Source organism: Methylobacterium oryzisoli (assembly GCF_046557895.1).
GTDB lineage: Bacteria > Pseudomonadota > Alphaproteobacteria > Rhizobiales > Beijerinckiaceae > Methylobacterium > Methylobacterium oryzisoli.
This window is the reverse complement of the sequence record NZ_JBKIBX010000002.1, coordinates 120,561-138,263: the sequence shown is the minus strand read 5'-3', so window position 1 is coordinate 138,263 and position 17,703 is coordinate 120,561. Positions and strand designations below refer to the sequence as shown.

Below are 17,703 nucleotides of genomic sequence, written 5' to 3'. Positions count from 1 at the left end.
GGCGGGGTGCTAGGCGCCGAGGACGGGGGCGGCGGACCGCCCCGTCAGCCGGATCCGAGACCCATGCCCCACCGCCTGCACCGCGGCGACCTGCCCGACGACTACGTTGCGGGACCGGCCATCGCGGTGGACACCGAGACCCTCGGCCTCGAACCCCACCGCGACCGCCTCTGCGTGGTGCAGATCTCCCGCGGCGACGGCGAGGCCGACGTAGTGCAGATCCCCAAGGTCGGCCCCGAGCCCGTGGTGCTCAAGCGGGTGCTGGCCGATCCGGCCGTCACCAAGATCTTCCACTACGCCCGCTTCGACCTCGCGGTGCTCTTTCACCGCCTCGGCGTGATGCCGGGGCCGATCTACTGCACCAAGGTCGCCTCGCGGCTCGTGCGCACCTACACGGACCGCCACGGCCTGAAGGACCTCGTGCGCGAAATTTTGGGCGTCGAGCTGTCGAAGCAGCAGCAATCCTCCGACTGGGGCGCCGACACGCTCACCCAGGCGCAGATCGACTATGCCGCCTCGGACGTCCTGCACCTCCACGCCCTGCGCGAGCGCCTCGACGCGATGCTCGCCCGCGAGGAGCGCACCGAGTTGGCGCAGGCCTGCTTCGCCTTCCTGCCGACCCGCGCGCGCCTCGACCTCCTCGGCTGGGACGAGGTGGACATCCTGGCACACGCTTAAGGTTTCGCGCGGACGGCCACAACTTCGACACCGGCGCGGTGCATGCGCGGGGCCGGGTCGGCCACTCCCGCGGCGAGATCCGAGCCGGAGCGCGCGTGCAGGTGGCCACCTCAGTCCTGAACACGGTCGAGACCCATGGCCATCCGGCGCTGGACCCTCGGCGCCTGCGCGCGCACGGCCGGGCGCGGCGCCACAGCGCCCTGGTGCGGGCCCTGCGCGTGATGATTCCCGTCGGCTCGGCCGCGGCGGGCCTCGCCATCGTGGTCGGCACCTACTTCAACCCCTTCGCGGATCTCGGCGTCTCGGTGAGCCTGGGGTCGATCGGCGTCTCGGGCTCCAAGGTGACGATGGAGAGCCCGCGCCTGGCAGGCTATCGCGGCAAGGACAACCGCCCCTACGAGGTGACCGCGAAGGCCGCGCTCCAAGACGTGCGCCGCCCCTTCGTGATCGAGCTGCAGAGCATGAAGGGCCGTCTCCACACCGACGAGGCCGGCGGCCTCGCCCATCTGGAGGCGGACAGCGGCGTGTTCGACACCCAGAAGGAATCGCTCGACCTCGACCGGCACATCCGCCTCTGGACCGACAAGGGCCAGGAGGCGCGCCTCTCCTCCGCCCAGGTCAACTTCAAGGCCGGCACCCTGACCTCGCGCGAGGCGGTGGCCGTGACGCTGCCGGACGGGACGATCCGGGCCGACGGGCTCGACGTCTCCGACAACGGCAAGACCATCTCGTTCGTCGGCAACGTCAAGGCCGTGTTCGGCGGCGACACCGCAACACCCCTGCGCACCTCCTCGGCGGAGGTCAGGGAGGACAAGCCGTGACCCCCCGCATCGCCCTCATCCTCGCGCTCGCCCCGATTCTCGCGATCCTGCCGGCCTCCGCGCCCGTCCGCGCCGAGACCGCGCCGCCCAAGAAGGAGCGCGGCTCCGGCTTCGGCGCCTTCGGCTCGGCCAAGGATCCGATCAAGATCGACGCCGACCGCCTCGACGTCTTCGACCGCGAGAACAAGGCGATCTTCGCCGGCAACGTGGTGGCGGTGCAGGGCGAGAGCACCATCCGCTGCTCCAGCATGACCGTCCACTACCAGCGCAACCGCGACAAGGACGCGAAGGCGGGGGAGGCCAAACCCGCCGAGACCAAGTCCTCCGAGACCAAGCCCGCCGATCCCTCCGACACGGGGGCGATCCGCCAGGTGGTCTGCGCCGGGCCGGTCACGGTGGTGTCCAAGGACCAGGTCGCGACGGGCGACAACGCCGTCTTCGACAAGGTGGCCAACCGCGTGGTCGTCACCGGCAACGTGGTGCTGAGCCAGTGCCAGAACGTGACCCGCGGCAGCCGCCTCGTCTACGACATGAACACCGGCCGGGCGAACATGGACCCGACCGCGGGCGGGCGCGTCTCGGCGATGTTCGTGCCCGGCTCCAAGGACGACAAGCCGGGCGGCAAGCAGGCCGGCTGCCCGCAGCCCGCGGGCCAAGCCGCCAAGCCGGTCCCGAAGAAGGCGCAGGCGAACTGAGCGCCGGGCGGCTCGCTTAGTAGACATCCCTTTCCGGGATCTCCTTCCGCTGACGCTTCAGTCGTCCGGGAAAGGCGGGGATTGCTGATCCTGGCGGCGGGTCATCGCTGCGACATTGATCGGTGAGGCACGTCATGAAACCGCAGCGCATCACGACTGACCTCGGAGAGGAACTGGTGGTGCTCGGCTACCGGGACGATCTCGCCCTTCTCGCGCGTGCCGGCGACGAGGGTGCGGAGGACGAGATGACGGTTCTCATCGCGGCGGAGCGGCAGCGCGCCATCGACGAAGGCGTCGATCTCGTCCTGCCGGGCTGGTTCGCCGAGGCCGCCGCGCGAGGGAACGGCAGTGTCCTGCGCGGGCTGCGCGATCACCGTGCCAGGGCACAGGATGACATCGCGCGCGCGGCCGGCCTTACCCTGGACGAGTACCGCGACATCGAGCGGGGTGCGGCCGTACCGACCGCAGAGGTGCTGGACCGCATCTCCGCGGTCCTCGACCTCGATCCGGCATGGCTGCGCCGCATCGAGGGCGGCCGCGTCGCCGGCGCCTGAGAACAGACTTCCTCAGGGAAACTCCACGCTGTCCACCAGCTTGCGGAAGCGCGGGAGCATGGCCTCCCGATCCTGGGACTTCACCACCCCGACCGCCCGGAAGTAGCCGTCCGGCTTGAAGCGGATGGTCTGGGAGACCACCACCGGCATGCCGGAGGGCACGTCGGTGGCGCGCGCCACCAGTTCGTGCCAGTCGGCGCCCGCCTGCCGGAAGGTCTGGGCGCGCTCGATCGCGAAGTCCTTCATGGTCTGGTTCGAGTAGAGGGCCGCCTTGGCGAAGGCGTCGCGCTGGTCGGCCGGCAGCGGCGGCTGCACCGCCTCGGCCAGCACCAGGATCGGCTGTTCGAGGCTCATCATCTGGTCCTTCGGGCCGTCGGTGTAGAGCACCGAGTTGCCCGCCAGCACCCGCACCGGCCGGAATCCCGCCGTCTCGGTGACCCGGAAGGGGAGGGCGGCGACCTGCTGGTCGACGGTGAGCGCCGCGCGCACCCGCACGCTCGTCAGCATGCCGCGCATGGTCTGCTCGGTCTCGACCCCCGGCAGGCTCTGGCCGATGACGAGACCGGTCACGCTCGGGTCGGCGACGAGGAGCACCCACTTGGCGATGGTCGGGGCGCCGGGCTGCTCGATCGGCTGCTCGCCCGTGAACAGGATCCCCTTGCGGTCGTCCGGGAGCGTGATCTCCTCGCGGTTCTTCACCGTCAGCCCCTGCGACTTCAGGCTCTCGGCGGTGAAGCTCGCGGTGAGCGTGCCGTAATCCTGCGGCGGCAGCTCCACCACCGAGACCGTCGCCCCGCCCCCCGGCCGCTCGAAGCCGGTGAAGCGGCGGGAGACCTGCATGTCGGCGGCCGGCTCGAAGCCGAAGCGGGAGCCCGGCGGATAGACCGGCTCGGCCGCGTGCGCGTGCAGCGACAGCACCAGGCTCGCGAGCAGGGCGGCGAGGACGCGCAAGGCCATGTCGATCGTACTCCTGCGGGCCGGCCCCTCTCGGCCGGCCGGATTCTTGGGCAACCGCCCTGGGCGATGGGTCGGCCCCCGGCCCGCCCGTGTCAAGCGCGGGGCGGGCCCGAGACGCGCCGCAGGGTCACATTCAGGCGACCGCCGGACGGCACCGCCTCCGGGAGCGCCAGCCCCACCGGAGCCGCGCCGAGGAGGTCCGGCGCGGCCGGCGGCAGGAGGCGGTCGACCCCGTGGAAGATCAGCCGCGAGGCCCCGCCGATCACCAGCGCGTCGCCGCTGCGCAGATGCACGGAGCGGGTCGGGTCGCCGCGTCGCAAGCCACCGAAGCGGAAGATCGCCGTCGCCCCGAGCGACAGCGACAGGACAGGGGCCGAGAAATCCGCCTCGTCGCGGTCCTGGTGCAGACCCATCCGGGTGCCGGGCGCGTAGAGGTTGATCAGGCAGGCTTCCGGCGGCTGCGGGCAGGCGGCGAGCGCCGCCCAGGCGTCGCGGATCGCACCCGGCATCGGCGGCCAGGGGCGACCGGTCTCGGGGTGGTGCGGCTGGTAGCGGTAGCCGTCCCGGTCCGAGACCCAGCCGAGCGGCCCGCAATTGCTCATCCGCACCGAGAAGGGCTTAGCCGTCCGCGGCATGGTGGGCGTGAAGGGCGGGGCGGCGCGCAGCACCGCGGCGAGGTCGGCCGCGAGCGCGGCCTGCGCGGCGGCGTCGAGGTAGCCCGGATAGTGGACGAGGCCCGGGGCGAGGGAGATCAGGGGCGGCCTCCTGCGATCGGATCTCCGGTCCATAGCGCGATTCCGCGTGAGGCCGCGCCTGCCGCGTGGTAGGCGCACCCGCATGTCCGTCCGCACCGCCACCCTGATCGGATCCGGCGCGATCCTGCTGTGGTCGCTGCTCGCGCTGTTCACCGCCGCCTCCGGGGCCGTCCCGCCGTTCCAGCTCGCCGCCATGACCTTCCTGGTCGGCGGCCTGATCGGCTGCGCCACCTGGGTGGTGCGGCCCGCGGGGCTCTCCGCCCTGCGCCAGTCCCCCGCCGTCTGGGCGCTCGGCCTCGCCGGCCTGTTCGGCTACCACGCCCTCTACTTCGCGGCCCTGCGCCTTGCGCCGCCCGCCGAGGCCGGCCTGATCAGCTATCTCTGGCCGCTCCTGATCGTCCTGTTCTCGGCCCTGCTGCCGGGGGAGGGGGGATTGCGGCCCGCGCATCTCGTAGGAGCACTGCTCGGGCTCGCGGGCGTGGTCACGCTGTTCCTCGGCCGCGGCACGCTCACCTTCGAGGCCGCCGCGCTGCCGGGCTACCTCGCGGCGCTCGCCTGCGCCTTCCTGTGGTCGGGCTACTCGGTGCTGTCGCGGCGCGTGGGCGCGGTGCCGACCGATGCGGTGGCCGGCTTCTGCCTCGCCACCGCGGCGCTGAGCCTCGTCTGCCACCTCGCCTTCGAGACCACGGTCTGGCCCACCGGGCCCGGCCAGTGGGGGGCGGTGCTGGCCCTCGGCCTCGGCCCGGTGGGCGCGGCCTTCTACCTGTGGGACATCGGCGTGAAGCGCGGCGACATCCGGCTCTTGGGCGTCGGCTCCTACGCGGCCCCGGTGCTCTCGACCCTGATCCTCGTCGCGGCCGGCTACGCACCGGCCACGCCCGCCCTGGCCCTCGCCTGCGCACTCATCGTGGCGGGCGCGCTGGTGGCGACCCGGGCGAAGCGGCCGCAGCGGTCGCAGGACAAGCCGGCCTAGCACCGCCGAGCGGGCGTGCGGCGTGCCGCCTGTCCGACTCGCCCAAGGCCCAGATGACTGGCGCGGGGAACCCCTCCCGTGCGGGAGAGGGGCAGGGGATCGAAGATCCCGCGTGAGGGTCCCGGGAGGGTGCCGCAAGACGTCTCGACGCTGCCGCTACCAGCACTGCCGTGCAAGCGTGATCCTGACCCGTTCCGCTCCCCTCACGACGCTCCCTGTCTCACTGCGGCTCCCTCCCGGGACCCTCACCCCTACCCCTCTCCCGCACGGGAGAGGGGATCCCGCGCACTCCTTCTCAACGCCGCCGAACCCAGCGGCAGGTCCCCAACCGAAAGCTTCAGCCTTTCACTTTTGCCTGCTTGCGTTCGCTTTCGCGCTCGAATAGCTTCGTTTTCGATCAGAAGCGAAACGGCGCAGAGGGAGGCGGCCTTGAGCCTGCGGCGCGAGCAGCCCGGCCTGTTCGACCTCGCCGTCATCGGCGGCGGCATCAACGGCTGCGGCATCGCGCGCGATGCGGCCGGGCGCGGCGCGTCCGTCGTGCTGTTCGAGCAGAACGACCTCGGCAGCGGCACCTCCTCGGCCTCGACGAAGCTGATCCACGGCGGCCTGCGCTACCTGGAGCACCACGAGTTCCGCCTCGTGCGGGAATCGCTGATGGAGCGCGAGGTGCTGTGGGGCATGGCGCCCCACATCGTCTGGCCCCTGCGCTTCGTGCTGCCGCACCATGCGGGCCTGCGCCCCGCCTGGCTCCTGCGCCTCGGCCTCCTCCTCTACGACAACCTCGGCGGGCGGAGGCGCCTGCCCGGCACCCGCACCCTCGATCTCGCGCGCGACCCGGCCGGCGCCCCGCTCAAGCCCGGGTTCGGCCGGGCGTTCGAGTACTCGGATTGCTGGGTGGAGGATTCCCGCCTTGTCGTCCTCAACGCCCGCGACGCGGCGGCGCGCGGGGCGGTGATCCGGCCGCGCACGCGGGTCGTCGGGGCCGCGCGTCTGGCCGATCGCTGGGAGGTCACCGTCGAGGAGGCGGGCGGGCGGCGCGAGACGGTGCAGGCGCGCGTCCTCGTCAACGCGGCCGGCCCGTGGGTGGCGGACGTGCTCACCGGCGTGGTGCGGGCCAACACGGCGGCGGGCGTGCGGCTCGTGCAGGGCAGCCACATCGTCGTGCGCCGCCTCTTCGCGCACGACCGGGCCTACATCTTCCAGAACGCGGATGGCCGGATCGTCTTCGCGATCCCCTACGAGCGCGATTTCACGCTGATCGGCACCACCGACCGCGACTATCGCGGCGACCCCGCCGCCGTGAGCGCGAGCGAGGAGGAGATCGCCTATCTGTGCGCCGCCGCCAGCGAGTATTTTCGCGATGCGATCCGGCGCGAGGACGTCGTCTGGACCTATTCGGGCGTGCGCCCGCTCTACGACGACGGAGCGACCAAGGCCCAGGAGGCGACGCGCGACTACGTGCTGACCCTCGATGGCGGCGACGGGCGGCCGGCGCTGCTGTCGGTGTTCGGCGGCAAGATCACCACCTACCGGCGCCTCGCCGAGGCCGCGCTGGAGCGCCTGCGCGACCACCTGCCGGCGGCGCGCCGGCCGGCCTGGACCCGGGGCGCAGTTTTGCCCGGGGGTGATTTCCCGGTGACGGGCGCCGACGACCTCGTGGCGCAGGTCCGGCGCGAGCACCCCTACCTCGCGCCCGCCCACGCGGCGCGCCTCGTGCGCGCCTACGGCACCGACACGCGGGAGATATTGCAGGGCGCCCGCACCGCCGCCGATCTCGGCCGGGTGTTCGGGGCGGATCTCACGGAGCGCGAGGTGCGCTATCTGATGCGGCGGGAATGGGCGATACGCGCCGACGACGTGCTGTGGCGGCGCACCAAGCTCGGCCTGCGGCTCGACCCGGCGGAGGCCGCCGCCCTCGACGCGTTCATGCGCGGGGGCGCGGCCGCCTCCTCGGCCGCCTGACGGGAGGGCGCGATGAGCGTGGTGCTCGAAGGGGTGACGAAGCGGGTGGGCGCCGAGACCCACATCCGCGACGTGTCGCTCGCCCTGGACAAGGGCTCGCTCAACGTCCTGCTGGGGCAGACGCTCGCGGGCAAGACCTCCCTGATGCGCCTGATGGCCGGGCTCGACGCCCCCACGGAGGGCCGCGTGCTCGTGGACGGGCAGGACGTGACCGGCCGGCCGGTGCAGCGCCGCAACGTGGCGATGGTCTACCAGCAGTTCATCAACTACCCCTCGCTCACCGTCTACGAAAACATCGCCTCGCCGCTGCGGGTCGCGCGGCTGCCCCGGCCCGAGATCGAATCGCGGGTGCGCGAGGCGGCGCGCCTGCTCAAGCTCGACCCCTATCTGCAGCGCCGCCCGCTCGAACTCTCGGGCGGCCAGCAGCAGCGCACCGCCATCGCCAGGGCGCTCGTCAAGCGCGCCGACCTCGTGCTGATGGACGAGCCGCTGGCCAACCTCGACTACAAGTTGCGCGAGGAGCTGCGCGAGGAGCTGCCGCGCATCTTCGCGCAGACCGGCGCGATCTTCGTCTACGCCACCACCGAGCCCGCCGAGGCGCTGCTGCTCGGCGGCCGGACCGCGAGCCTGTACCAGGGCCGCCTGACGCAGTTCGGCCCCACCGCCGAGGTCTACCGCCGCCCGGACGACCTCACCACCGCGCGGGTGTTTTCCGATCCGCCGCTCAACACCCTGCGTGGCGTGAAGGCGGCGGGCCGGGTCTCGCTCTCCACCGGCGGGCAGGTGCGGGCGGCGGGCAGCCTCGCGACCGTGCCGGACGGCACCTTCACGCTGGGCTTTCGCGCCCACCACCTCGCGCTCGATCCGCTGCCCGCGGAGGCGATCGCGGTTCCGGCCACCGTGGAGGTGTCCGAGATCACCGGCTCGGAGAGCTTCGTCCACGTCGCGGCGGGCGAGCATCGCTTCGTCGCGCAGGTGCCCGGAGTGCGGCGGCTGGAGCCCGGCACGCAGACGGTTCTCCACCTCGATCCGCGCCATCTCCTCGTCTTCGATGAGGCCGGGCGGCGCGCCGCGGCGGCCCCCGCGCAAGCGGCGGCGTGAGGCGATCATGGCCCGCATCACCCTCGACCACCTCGCCCACGCCTACCGGCCGAACCCGGCCGGGCCGCAGGACTACGCCCTCAAGGAGATCGATCACGTCTGGCGCCAGGGCGGGGCCTACGCGCTGCTCGGCCCCTCGGGCTGCGGCAAGACCACGCTGCTCAACATCATCTCGGGCCTCGTGGTGCCGACCCGCGGGCGCATCCTGTTCGACGACCGCGACGTGACGGCCCTGCCGACCGAGGCGCGCAACATCGCGCAGGTCTTCCAGTTCCCGGTGGTCTACGACACCATGAGCGTGCGCGAGAACCTCGCCTTCCCGCTGCGCAACCGCAGGGTGGCGCCCGCCACCATCCGGGCGCGCGTGGAGGAGATCGCGCGCCTCCTCGACCTCACGGGCGTGCTCGACCGCAAGGCCAACAACCTGACGGCCGACATGAAGCAGAAAATCTCGCTCGGCCGCGGCCTCGTGCGCCCGGACGTGGCCGCGATCCTGTTCGACGAGCCGCTCACCGTCATCGATCCGCACCTGAAATGGCAGCTGCGTTCGACCCTCAAGGACCTGCACCGCAAGCTCGACTTGACGATGATCTACGTCACCCACGACCAGACGGAGGCGCTGACCTTCGCCGACACCGTGGTGGTGATGCATGACGGGGCGGTGGTGCAGACCGGCACCCCGGACGAGCTGTTCGACCGCCCGGCCCACACCTTCGTGGGCCACTTCATCGGCTCGCCCGGCATGAACCTGCTGCCGGCGCGCGTCGAGGGCCGCACGGCCACGGTCGCGGGCCACGCCATCGAACTCGCCCGCGCCTATCCGCGCCTGCCCGAGGCGGCCCGGATCGAGCTCGGCGTGCGGCCGGAATTCGCCCATCTGGCGCCGCGCGGCCTCGGCCTGCCGGTGCAGGTGCGCCGCATCGACGACATCGGCCGCAGCCGCCTCGCCCGGGTGGATCTCGCCGGCCGGCCCCTCGTCGCGACCCTGCGGGAAGGCGACGTGGTCGACGGCACCGAGGCAGCCCTCACCCTCGATCCGCGCCGCATCCACATCTACGCCGACGGCGCGTTGGTGCCCGGGGAGGCGGTGACGTGATCTGCAGGACTCCCCGGCCATGACCAAGACCGTCAACCACCGGGCGTGGCTCCTCGTCCTGCCGGTCTTCCTCGTCGTCGCCTTCTCGGCGGTGCTGCCGCTGATGACGGTGGTGAACTACTCGGTGCAGGACACGTTCGGAAACAACCAGTTCTTCTGGAACGGCCTCGGCTGGTTCCAAGAGCTGCTCGATCCGTCGAGCCAGTTCGGCGAGCGGTTCTTCGACGCCCTGTGGCGCAACCTGCTCTTCTCCGCCCTTGTGCTGCTGATCGAGGTGCCGCTCGGCATCGCGGTGGCGCTCGCCATGCCGCGGGAGGGAAAGGCGGTGGCCTTCTGCCTCGTGATCATGGCCCTGCCGCTCCTGATCCCGTGGAACGTCGTCGGCACCATCTGGCAGGTCTTCGCCCGCGGCGACATCGGGCTCCTGGGCTACGCGATCAACCGGCTCGGCATCGACTACAACTACGTCGGTAGCCCGCTCGCCGCCTGGACGACGATCCTCGTGATGGACGTCTGGCACTGGACCAGCCTCGTGGCGCTCCTGTGCTACGCGGGCCTCAAGTCGATCCCGGACGCCTATTACCAGGCCGCCCGCATCGACGGCGCCTCGGCCTTCGCGGTCTTCCGCACCATCCAGCTGCCCAAGATGCGCCGGGTGCTGCTGATCGCCGTGCTGCTGCGCTTCATGGACTCGTTCATGATCTACACCGAGCCCTTCGTGCTCACCGGCGGCGGCCCCGGCAACGCCACCACCTTCCTGTCGATCGACCTCGTGAAGCTGGCGCTCGGGCAGTTCGACCTCGGCCGCGCCGCCGCGATGTCGCTGGTCTACAACCTGATCATCCTGGCCGTGTGCTGGGTGTTCTACACCGTGATGACCAACGTCGGTGCGGGCGGCGCTGAGGTGCAGGCCGACCCGGCCGACGGGACGGGCACGGCGATCCCGCCCGCCACCAGCATCGACCTCGACCGGAGGGCCGCCTGATGCGCGGGCGCAACCTCGTGATGGCGCTCTACCTCGCCTTCCTGCTCCTGCCGATCTACTGGCTCGTCAACATGAGTCTGAAGACCAACCAGGAGATCACCGGCGCGCTCACGCTCTGGCCGCGCGAGCTGACCTTCGACAACTACATCCGGATCTTCACCGATCCGAGCTGGTACGGCGGTTACCTCAACTCGCTGTCCTACGTGGCGATCAACACGGTGCTGTCGATCGGGCTCGCGCTGCCGGCGGCCTACGCCTTCTCGCGCTACCACTTCCTCGGCGACAAGCACCTCTTCTTCTGGCTCCTGTCGAACCGCATGGCGCCGCCGGCGGTGTTCGCGCTGCCGTTCTTCAACCTCTACTCGGCGGTCGGGCTGTTCGACACGCCCTGGGCGGTGGCGCTCGCGCATTGCCTGTTCAACGTGCCGCTGGCGGTGTGGATTCTGGAAGGCTTCATGTCGGGCGTGCCGCGCGAGATCGACGAGACGGCGGCCATCGACGGGTATTCCTTCCCGCGCTTCTTCGTGCGGATCTTCATGCCGCTGATCGCCTCCGGCATCGGGGTGGCCGCCTTCTTCTGCTTCATGTTCTCCTGGGTCGAGCTGCTGCTCGCCCGCACGCTGACCTCGGTCGACGCCAAGCCCATCGCCGCCACCATGACCCGCACGGTCTCGGCCGCCGGCATGGACTGGGGGCTGCTCGCGGCGGCCGGCGTGCTCACCATCGTGCCGGGGGCGCTCGTGATCTGGTTCGTGCGCAACTACATCGCCAAGGGCTTCGCCCTCGGCCGGGTGTGAGGAGAGGCGCCATGGACGTCTCCGGGATCGACTTCGCCTGGATGGCCTGGACCTGGCAGACCGCCGTGTTCTTCGCGGTGATCGCCGGCCTCCTCGCCCTGCTCACGGGGCTGGCGCTGCGGCGCCCGGAGACGCCGCGGGTCGGCATCCTGCGCATCCCCACCACCCGCGGCGACCGGCTCTTCCTGACCCTGCTCGGGGCCGCCTTCATCAACCTCGCTTGGCTCGGCTTCGTCGGGCCGAGCCTCGAATGGGCGCTCGGCCTCTCGCTCCTCTACGGGGCCTTCCTGTTCCGCTTCGCCTGAGCGGCCGCGCGTTCAGATCGTCAACCGTCCAACGGACGACACCACGGGAGGACACCACGCCATGCCACGCCACACCCGCGCCCTGTTGCTCACCGCCGCCAGCGCGCTGACGCTCGGCCTCGCCGCCCCGGCGCTCGCCGGCATGGACGAGGCGAGGCGCTACGTCGAGACGGAGTTCCAGCCCTCCACCCTCTCCAAGGAGGAGCAGCTGAAGGAGATGCAGTGGTTCATCGATGCCGCGAAGCCCTTCGCCGGCATGGAGATCAACGTCGTCTCCGAGACCATCACCACGCACGAATACGAGGCCCGCACCCTCGCCAAGGCCTTCAGCGAGATCACCGGCATCAAGCTGCGCCACGACCTCATCCAAGAGGGCGACGTGGTGGAAAAGATCCAGACGCAGATGCAGTCGGGCAAGAACATCTACGACGGCTGGATCAACGATTCCGACCTCGTCGGCACCCATTTCCGCTACGGCCAGACAGTGGCTTTGTCCGACTTCATGACGGGCGAGGGCAAGGACGTCACCTCGCCGACCCTCGACCTCGACGACTTCATCGGCCGCTCCTTCGGCACCGGCCCGGACGGCAAGCTCTACCAGCTGCCCGACCAGCAGTTCGCCAACCTGTACTGGTTCCGCTACGACTGGTTCACCCGGCCGGACCTGAAGGAAAAGTTCAAGGCCAAGTACGGCTACGAGCTCGGCGTGCCGGTCAACTGGTCGGCCTACGAGGACATCGCCGATTTCTTCACCAACGACGTGAAGGAGGTCGACGGCGTCAAGGTCTACGGCCATATGGACTATGGCAAGAAGGATCCGTCCTTGGGCTGGCGCTTCACCGATGCGTGGCTGTCGATGGCCGGCAACGGCGACAAGGGCATCCCGAACGGCAAGCCGGTGGACGAGTGGGGCATCCGCATGGAGGGCTGCCGCCCGGTCGGCTCCTCGGTGGAGCGCGGCGGCGACACCAACGGCCCGGCCTCGGTCTACGCCGTCACCAAGTACGCCGAGTGGCTGAAGAAGTACGCGCCGCCCCAGGCCGCCGGCATGACTTTTTCGGAATCGGGGCCGGTGCCCTCGCAGGGCAACGTCGCCCAGCAGATCTTCTGGTACACCGCCTTCACGGCCGACATGGTCAAGCCCGGTCTGCCGGTGGTGAACCCGGACGGCACCCCGAAATGGCGCATGGCGCCCTCGCCCAAGGGTCCGTACTGGAAGGAGGGCATGAAGCTCGGCTACCAGGATGCCGGCTCGGTCACGCTGCTCAAGTCGACCCCGCTGGAGCGGCGCAAGGCGGCGTGGCTCTACCTCCAGTTCATCAACTCGAAATCCGTCAGCCTGAAGAAGAGCCATGTCGGGCTCACCTTCGTGCGCGAGAGCGACATCTGGGACAAGTCCTTCACCGAACGGGCGCCGAAGCTCGGCGGCCTGGTCGAGTTCTACCGCTCGCCCGCCCGCGTGCAGTGGACCCCGACCGGCGTGAACGTGCCGGACTACCCCAAGCTCGCCCAGCTCTGGTGGCAGAACATCGGCGACGCCTCCTCGGGCGCCAAGACTCCCCAGGCGGCGATGGACGCGCTGGCGGCGGCCCAGGACGACGTGATGGCGCGCCTCGAGCGCTCCAAGGTCCAGGGCGAGTGCGGCCCGAAGCTCAACCCCAAGTCTTCGGCCGAGCACTGGTTCGAGCAGGCCAAGAAGGACGGCACGCTGGCGCCGCAGCGCAAGCTCGCCAACGAGAAGCCGAAGGGTGAGACGATCGACTACGACACGCTCATCAAGAGCTGGCCCGCCTCGCCGCCCAAGCGCGGATGACCCTGCGGGAGCCGGGGTGTGCAGCCCCGGCTCTCCTTTTGGCTGACGGTCGGATTCCGCTATCCTGGCGGCCAACGCTGCCACGGAGGTTGTCATGGCCTATTACAGGATGGAAGACGTCCTTGATCGTCTGCCCGAGCTGCTCGCCAAGGCGAGCGCGGGCGAGGAGGTGATCATCACCCGCCCCGACGAGGACCTGATCCAGCTCGTTCCGGCAGAACCGCGGCCGGTGACGAAGGAGGAGATGGAGCGCCTGCGCGCCAACCGGGTGGTCCCTCTCAAGCCGTTCGACTCGACGACCCTGATCCGGCAGATGCGAGACGAGGGATTGTGATCCGCGTCTACTGCGACACCAACATTCTGGTGCCGGTTTTCGTGAGCGAGGCGCAGAGTGCCCGGATCGAAGCCTGGATCGAATCGCCGGGGATCGACCCGGTCGTATCGGAACTCGTCGTCTTGGAATTCTCTGCAACGATCTCACGCTTGGTCAGAGAACGCGTGCTCGACGATGCCCGAGCACGCACGATCAACGGCGAGTTCGATGCCTGGTGCAAGGCCCGCGCCCGCCCGCTGACCATCGCCAGCCGGATCTTCGCCTTGGCCCGGACCATCGTCGAGGACGCCGCCCTCGGCGTGCGCGGTCCCGACGCCCTGCACCTCGCGCTGCTGCAGGTCACCGGCCTACCTTTCGCGACCTTCGACGCGCGGCTCGGCCGGGCGGCCGCCACCCTCGGCCTCGCCACGTTGGAGCCGCCACCCCTCTAAGCATCATTCCGCCGGCCTGGTCGGCCGGTGCCGAAGGGGTCACAGGTTCGGCGGCGAACCGAAGGACCGCGGCAGCGAAAATGATGCAACATGAAAACCTCAGCAGAATTGCCCTGCGCAAGTCTGCTGAGGCACGCAGCAACCGCGCAAAGAGCCGTCCGATGTCCTCCCTCATCCTCGCCATCGACCAGGGCACCACCTCCTCGCGCGCCCTGCTTTTTCGGCCCGACACCTCCATCGCGGCGCTGGCGCAGGCGGAATTCCCGCAGCACTTCCCGGCCTCGGGCTGGGTCGAGCACGAGCCGGAGGATCTCTGGCGCACCACGATCGACACCTGCCGGGAGGCCCTGCGCCGAGCCGGGGCCGAGGCGCGCGACGTGGCGGCCATCGGCATCACCAACCAGCGCGAGACGACCCTGGTCTGGGACCGGGGCACCGGCGAGGCGGTGCACCGGGCAATCGTCTGGCAGGACCGCCGCTCCGCCGGCCTCTGCGCCCGCCTCAAGGCCGAGGGGCACGAGCCCGCCGTCACGGCCAAGACCGGCCTCATCCTCGATCCCTACTTCTCCGGCACCAAGATCGCCTGGATCCTCGACAACGTGCCGGGGGCCCGCGCCCGGGCGGAGGCGGGGGAACTCGCCTTCGGCACCGTGGACAGCTACCTGCTCTGGCGGCTCACCGGCGGGCGGCTCCACGTCACCGACGCGACGAACGCCTCGCGCACGCTGCTGTACGACATCCACCGCGGCGCCTGGGACGACGACTTGCTCGGGCTCCTCGGCGTGCCGGCCTCGATGCTGCCGGAGGTGCGCGACTCCTCGGGCGATTTCGGCACCACCGACCCCGACCTGTTCGGCGCCGCGATCCCGATCCGGGGCGTGGCCGGCGACCAGCAGGCGGCCACCGTCGGGCAGGCGTGCTTCCGGCCCGGCATGGTCAAGTCGACCTACGGGACCGGGTGCTTCGCCCTCCTCAACACCGGCCCGCAGCCGGTCGCCTCGCAGAACAAGCTCCTGACCACCATCGCCTACCAGATCGAGGGCGTGCGCACCTACGCGCTCGAAGGCTCGATCTTCGTGGCGGGCGCTGCCGTGCAGTGGCTGCGCGACGGGCTGCGGGTGGTGGGCTCCGCGGCCGAGACCGGCGAGCTGGCCGAGCGCGCCGATCCGGGCCAGGACGTCTACCTCGTCCCCGCCTTCGTGGGGCTCGGCGCGCCCTACTGGGAGCCCGACGCCCGCGGCGCCCTGTTCGGCCTCACCCGCGGCACAGGCCCGGCCGAACTCGCTCGCGCCGCCCTGGAGAGCGTCTGCTACCAGACCGCGGACCTGCTCGCCGCCATGCGGTCCGACTGGCCGGACGGCGAGGGGAGCGCCACGGTGCTGCGGGTCGACGGCGGCATGGTGGCCTCGGACTGGACCATGCAGCGCCTCGCCGACCTGCTGGCCGCCCCGGTCGACCGGCCGGAGGTGAAGGAGACGACGGCGCTCGGCGCGGCCTACCTCGCCGGCCTGAGCTGCGGCCTCTATCCCGAGCCCGAGCACTTCGCCGATCACTGGCGCCTGGAGCGCCGCTTCTCCCCGGCCATGGAGGCGAGCGTGCGCGAGCGCCGGCTCGCGGGCTGGCGCAAGGCGGTGGACTGCCTCGTCGGCCGCTGACGGGGTGCTGCCGAACCCGGCGGGATCGCGGCGCTCAGGCCGGAGGCGGCTGCCGCCGCACGATGCGGGCCTCAAACCAGCTCCGCAGCAGGTCGCGCTCGTACACGAAGGCGCCCTGGCCGGGTCTGGCGCGCATCAGGAAGGTGAGGTCGCTCACCGCCTCCTCGGCCGACAGCACGGTGCGGCCGCCCTGCGTGAGGCCGTAGCGCAGGCGGAAGCGCGGCGGGGTGACGTCGCTGACGACCCGCACGAACTGGCCCGTGCCGGGACTCGGCAGCATCTGGCCGGCGAGGTCGATGTCGAGCACCTCGATGCGCAGCGCCTCGTTCGCCGCCAGACCCCGGCGGCCGAGATCGCGCAGGATGCGCTCGATCTCGCCGAGCGTCGCCTGCAGGGTCGGCCCCGAGCCGTAGCGGTTCCCGGCATCGGTGTAGCGCTCGGGCGCCACGAACCGCACGCTCAGCGCCGCATCGGCCCGCGCCTCGGGGATCACGACGAGGCAGAGCAGGAGGAGCAGGAGGCTGCGCATCATCGGCCCTTCGCGGCCCCGTGCCGCGCCACCCGCGTCAACCTCTCAGCGCGCGGGCCGTTGCGCTGCCGCGGCCATCCTGGTGAGCCTCCTCTCCAGCAGGGTCCGCAGCCGCGCCGTCAGCGGGCGCTCCACGAGGCGGTGCACCCCGACCGCCGCCGCGCAGGCGAGGGCCAGCATCGCCAGCACCACCGCCACCGGCCCGAGGCTCGCCGCGCCGGTGGCCTCGGCGAGGACCCGGACGCCCCGCACCGCGAAGGGGTGGACGAGGTAGAGGGCGTAGGACGCGTCGCCGAGCAGGACGGCCGCCCGCAGGGGTGCCGAATCCGGCTCGCCGCCCCGTCCGAGCCCCGCCGCCGCGACCAGCATCGCGGCCGGCACGCCCCAGGCGAGCCAGCGCGGCAGCGCCGCCGGCTCGCCCGCGAGCGCGAGGAGCACGAAGCCCCCGGCCGCCAGGACGAGGCGGACGGCTCCCTGCAGCCGGATGCCCTCCGCCCGGGTGAGACCCAGCGCCGCGCCGAAGGCGAATTCGAGCACGATCGGATCGCTCCAGAAGGCGAGCGGCACCGGCAGCCGGCCGGCCAGAGCGTGCAGCGCGGCCAGGAGGACGAGCCCTCCGGCGACGGCGCCCACCGCGAGCCGCCGTCGCAGGGGCAGGCAGAGGGCGAAGAGCGCGTAGAACGCCATCTCGTAGTTCAGCGTCCAGCCGAGCGAGTAGAGCGGCAGCACGCTCCCGTCCGGGCGCGCCATCGGCCAGAACAGGTAGGAGGCGACCGCCAGGGCCGGGTCGAGGTGGCCGCCGCCCAGGAGACCGGGCGCGGCGAGCGCCGCCCCGAGATAGGCCGTGGTCACGATCCAGTAGAGCGGCACCACGCGGGCGATGCGGTGGGCGATGAAGGATCGGCGCGCACCCGCCCGCCCGTGCAGCGGCCCCGCCGCATGCACGATGATGAAGCCGGAGATGACGAAGAACATGTCGACCCCGGCGTTCCACGGCAGCCACGCGGCCGGCGCGAAGGGCATCTGCGTCCGCGCCGCGAGGCCGGACGCCTCGAAGAGCGCGTGGCTCACCGCCACCATCAGGGCCGCGAGCGCGCGCAGGATCTGGATCTGGGGCAGCTTCGAGGGGCGCGTCACGGTGTTGTGAACCCGGGCCGCCCGGCGGTGCGGGCGCGCCGGTCATAGCGGAGACGCCCCCTCGGCGGCCAGGGAAACACGTCCGCGCCGGGGAGCCGGTCATGATGCGGACGCATGACGTTGGG

At 71.3% G+C, this 17,703-nt stretch carries 19 protein-coding genes; 15 read left to right on the top strand and 4 right to left on the bottom strand.

All coding sequences use genetic code 11. The features are described 5' to 3' along the window. The first annotated feature begins 63 nt into the window (after positions 1 to 63). The 4 genes from ACKUB9_RS03005 (at position 64) to ACKUB9_RS02990 (ending at position 2,748) form a co-directional block, all read left to right on the top strand. Positions 64 to 678, top strand: a complete 615-nt coding sequence (locus tag ACKUB9_RS03005; protein WP_407519304.1) for a ribonuclease D — start codon at positions 64 to 66, stop codon at positions 676 to 678. A 101-nt stretch (positions 679 to 779) separates the two neighbouring features. After that, on the top strand, positions 780 to 1,499 hold the full coding sequence (lptC, locus tag ACKUB9_RS03000) for an LPS export ABC transporter periplasmic protein LptC (RefSeq protein ID WP_407519303.1): 720 nt from the start codon (positions 780 to 782) through the stop codon (positions 1,497 to 1,499). Continuing rightward, a complete protein-coding gene (locus ACKUB9_RS02995; protein WP_407519302.1) occupies positions 1,496 to 2,194 on the top strand; it encodes an LptA/OstA family protein in 699 nt (232 codons plus the stop codon). Before lptC ends, ACKUB9_RS02995 begins: the two co-directional genes overlap by 4 nt. A 134-nt stretch (positions 2,195 to 2,328) precedes the next feature. Further along, on the top strand, positions 2,329 to 2,748 hold the full coding sequence (locus ACKUB9_RS02990; protein ID WP_407519301.1) for a helix-turn-helix domain-containing protein: 420 nt from the start codon (positions 2,329 to 2,331) through the stop codon (positions 2,746 to 2,748). 12 nt (positions 2,749 to 2,760) lie between these two features. Here the strand turns inward: ACKUB9_RS02990 and ACKUB9_RS02985 are convergent, their stop codons facing one another. Together ACKUB9_RS02985 and ACKUB9_RS02980 are read right to left on the bottom strand one after the other, a co-directional pair. Continuing rightward, positions 2,761 to 3,705 (bottom strand): hypothetical protein, encoded by a 945-nt coding sequence (locus ACKUB9_RS02985; protein WP_407519300.1) that lies wholly within the window; start codon positions 3,703 to 3,705, stop codon positions 2,761 to 2,763. 92 nt (positions 3,706 to 3,797) lie between these two features. Further along, on the bottom strand, positions 3,798 to 4,493 hold the full coding sequence (locus tag ACKUB9_RS02980; protein ID WP_407519298.1) for an alpha-ketoglutarate-dependent dioxygenase AlkB: 696 nt from the start codon (positions 4,491 to 4,493) through the stop codon (positions 3,798 to 3,800). A 49-nt stretch (positions 4,494 to 4,542) separates the two neighbouring features. Between ACKUB9_RS02980 and yddG the strand changes: the two genes are divergently transcribed. From yddG to glpK, 11 genes are all read left to right on the top strand, one after another. After that, positions 4,543 to 5,433 (top strand): aromatic amino acid exporter YddG, encoded by an 891-nt coding sequence (yddG, locus tag ACKUB9_RS02975; protein ID WP_407519296.1) that lies wholly within the window; start codon positions 4,543 to 4,545, stop codon positions 5,431 to 5,433. A gap of 429 nt (positions 5,434 to 5,862) precedes the next feature. Next, positions 5,863 to 7,395, top strand: a complete 1,533-nt coding sequence (gene glpD, locus ACKUB9_RS02970) for a glycerol-3-phosphate dehydrogenase (RefSeq protein ID WP_407519294.1) — start codon at positions 5,863 to 5,865, stop codon at positions 7,393 to 7,395. Positions 7,396 to 7,407: 12 nt separating this feature from the next. Beyond that, positions 7,408 to 8,496, top strand: coding sequence for an ABC transporter ATP-binding protein (locus ACKUB9_RS02965; protein WP_407519293.1), 1,089 nt, complete (start codon positions 7,408 to 7,410; stop codon positions 8,494 to 8,496). Between the two features lie 7 nt (positions 8,497 to 8,503). Then, complete coding sequence (locus tag ACKUB9_RS02960; protein WP_407519291.1) at positions 8,504 to 9,592, top strand: ABC transporter ATP-binding protein; 1,089 nt, start codon at positions 8,504 to 8,506, stop codon at positions 9,590 to 9,592. A 19-nt stretch (positions 9,593 to 9,611) separates the two neighbouring features. Then, positions 9,612 to 10,577, top strand: a complete 966-nt coding sequence (locus ACKUB9_RS02955) for a carbohydrate ABC transporter permease (RefSeq protein ID WP_407519289.1) — start codon at positions 9,612 to 9,614, stop codon at positions 10,575 to 10,577. Next, entirely contained in the window at positions 10,577 to 11,374 is a 798-nt protein-coding gene (locus ACKUB9_RS02950; RefSeq protein ID WP_238233537.1) for a carbohydrate ABC transporter permease, read from the top strand. The genes ACKUB9_RS02955 and ACKUB9_RS02950 overlap by 1 nt, the downstream gene beginning before the upstream one ends. An 11-nt stretch (positions 11,375 to 11,385) precedes the next feature. Beyond that, the gene (locus ACKUB9_RS02945; RefSeq protein ID WP_407519287.1) at positions 11,386 to 11,679 is read left to right on the top strand and encodes a DUF2160 domain-containing protein; all 294 of its coding nucleotides are present in this window, start codon (positions 11,386 to 11,388) and stop codon (positions 11,677 to 11,679) included. A 61-nt stretch (positions 11,680 to 11,740) separates the two neighbouring features. Then, entirely contained in the window at positions 11,741 to 13,492 is a 1,752-nt protein-coding gene (locus tag ACKUB9_RS02940) for an ABC transporter substrate-binding protein (RefSeq protein ID WP_407519285.1), read from the top strand. Between the two features lie 94 nt (positions 13,493 to 13,586). Beyond that, a complete protein-coding gene (locus tag ACKUB9_RS02935; RefSeq protein ID WP_407519283.1) occupies positions 13,587 to 13,826 on the top strand; it encodes a type II toxin-antitoxin system Phd/YefM family antitoxin in 240 nt (79 codons plus the stop codon). Continuing rightward, entirely contained in the window at positions 13,823 to 14,257 is a 435-nt protein-coding gene (locus ACKUB9_RS02930) for a type II toxin-antitoxin system VapC family toxin (RefSeq protein ID WP_407519281.1), read from the top strand. Before ACKUB9_RS02935 ends, ACKUB9_RS02930 begins: the two co-directional genes overlap by 4 nt. A gap of 161 nt (positions 14,258 to 14,418) precedes the next feature. Continuing rightward, a complete protein-coding gene (glpK, locus tag ACKUB9_RS02925; RefSeq protein ID WP_407519280.1) occupies positions 14,419 to 15,912 on the top strand; it encodes a glycerol kinase GlpK in 1,494 nt (497 codons plus the stop codon). 34 nt (positions 15,913 to 15,946) lie between these two features. Here glpK and ACKUB9_RS02920 read toward each other — a convergent pair whose 3' ends face one another. Then, entirely contained in the window at positions 15,947 to 16,444 is a 498-nt protein-coding gene (locus ACKUB9_RS02920) for a DUF3016 domain-containing protein (RefSeq protein WP_407519278.1), read from the bottom strand. 42 nt (positions 16,445 to 16,486) lie between these two features. Beyond that, positions 16,487 to 17,578: an acyltransferase family protein gene (locus ACKUB9_RS02915; RefSeq protein ID WP_407519276.1), complete on the bottom strand. Its 1,092-nt coding sequence runs from the start codon at positions 17,576 to 17,578 to the stop codon at positions 16,487 to 16,489. Between the last annotated feature and the right edge of the window lie 125 nt (positions 17,579 to 17,703).

What these genes read in the sequence shown, in the direction of transcription:
- ACKUB9_RS03005 (WP_407519304.1), top strand. Translation starts at nt 64, where the DNA reads ATGCCCCACCGCCTGCACCGCGGCGACCTGCCCGACGACTACGTTGCG.
- ACKUB9_RS02990 (WP_407519301.1), top strand. Translation starts at nt 2,329, where the DNA reads ATGAAACCGCAGCGCATCACGACTGACCTCGGAGAGGAACTGGTGGTG.
- ACKUB9_RS02985 (WP_407519300.1), bottom strand. Translation starts at nt 3,705, where the DNA reads ATGGCCTTGCGCGTCCTCGCCGCCCTGCTCGCGAGCCTGGTGCTGTCG.
- ACKUB9_RS02980 (WP_407519298.1), bottom strand. Translation starts at nt 4,493, where the DNA reads ATGGACCGGAGATCCGATCGCAGGAGGCCGCCCCTGATCTCCCTCGCC.
- yddG (WP_407519296.1), top strand. Translation starts at nt 4,543, where the DNA reads ATGTCCGTCCGCACCGCCACCCTGATCGGATCCGGCGCGATCCTGCTG.
- ACKUB9_RS02965 (WP_407519293.1), top strand. Translation starts at nt 7,408, where the DNA reads ATGAGCGTGGTGCTCGAAGGGGTGACGAAGCGGGTGGGCGCCGAGACC.
- ACKUB9_RS02960 (WP_407519291.1), top strand. Translation starts at nt 8,504, where the DNA reads ATGGCCCGCATCACCCTCGACCACCTCGCCCACGCCTACCGGCCGAAC.
- ACKUB9_RS02955 (WP_407519289.1), top strand. Translation starts at nt 9,612, where the DNA reads ATGACCAAGACCGTCAACCACCGGGCGTGGCTCCTCGTCCTGCCGGTC.
- ACKUB9_RS02950 (WP_238233537.1), top strand. Translation starts at nt 10,577, where the DNA reads ATGCGCGGGCGCAACCTCGTGATGGCGCTCTACCTCGCCTTCCTGCTC.
- ACKUB9_RS02945 (WP_407519287.1), top strand. Translation starts at nt 11,386, where the DNA reads ATGGACGTCTCCGGGATCGACTTCGCCTGGATGGCCTGGACCTGGCAG.
- ACKUB9_RS02940 (WP_407519285.1), top strand. Translation starts at nt 11,741, where the DNA reads ATGCCACGCCACACCCGCGCCCTGTTGCTCACCGCCGCCAGCGCGCTG.
- ACKUB9_RS02935 (WP_407519283.1), top strand. Translation starts at nt 13,587, where the DNA reads ATGGCCTATTACAGGATGGAAGACGTCCTTGATCGTCTGCCCGAGCTG.
- glpK (WP_407519280.1), top strand. Translation starts at nt 14,419, where the DNA reads ATGTCCTCCCTCATCCTCGCCATCGACCAGGGCACCACCTCCTCGCGC.
- ACKUB9_RS02920 (WP_407519278.1), bottom strand. Translation starts at nt 16,444, where the DNA reads ATGATGCGCAGCCTCCTGCTCCTCCTGCTCTGCCTCGTCGTGATCCCC.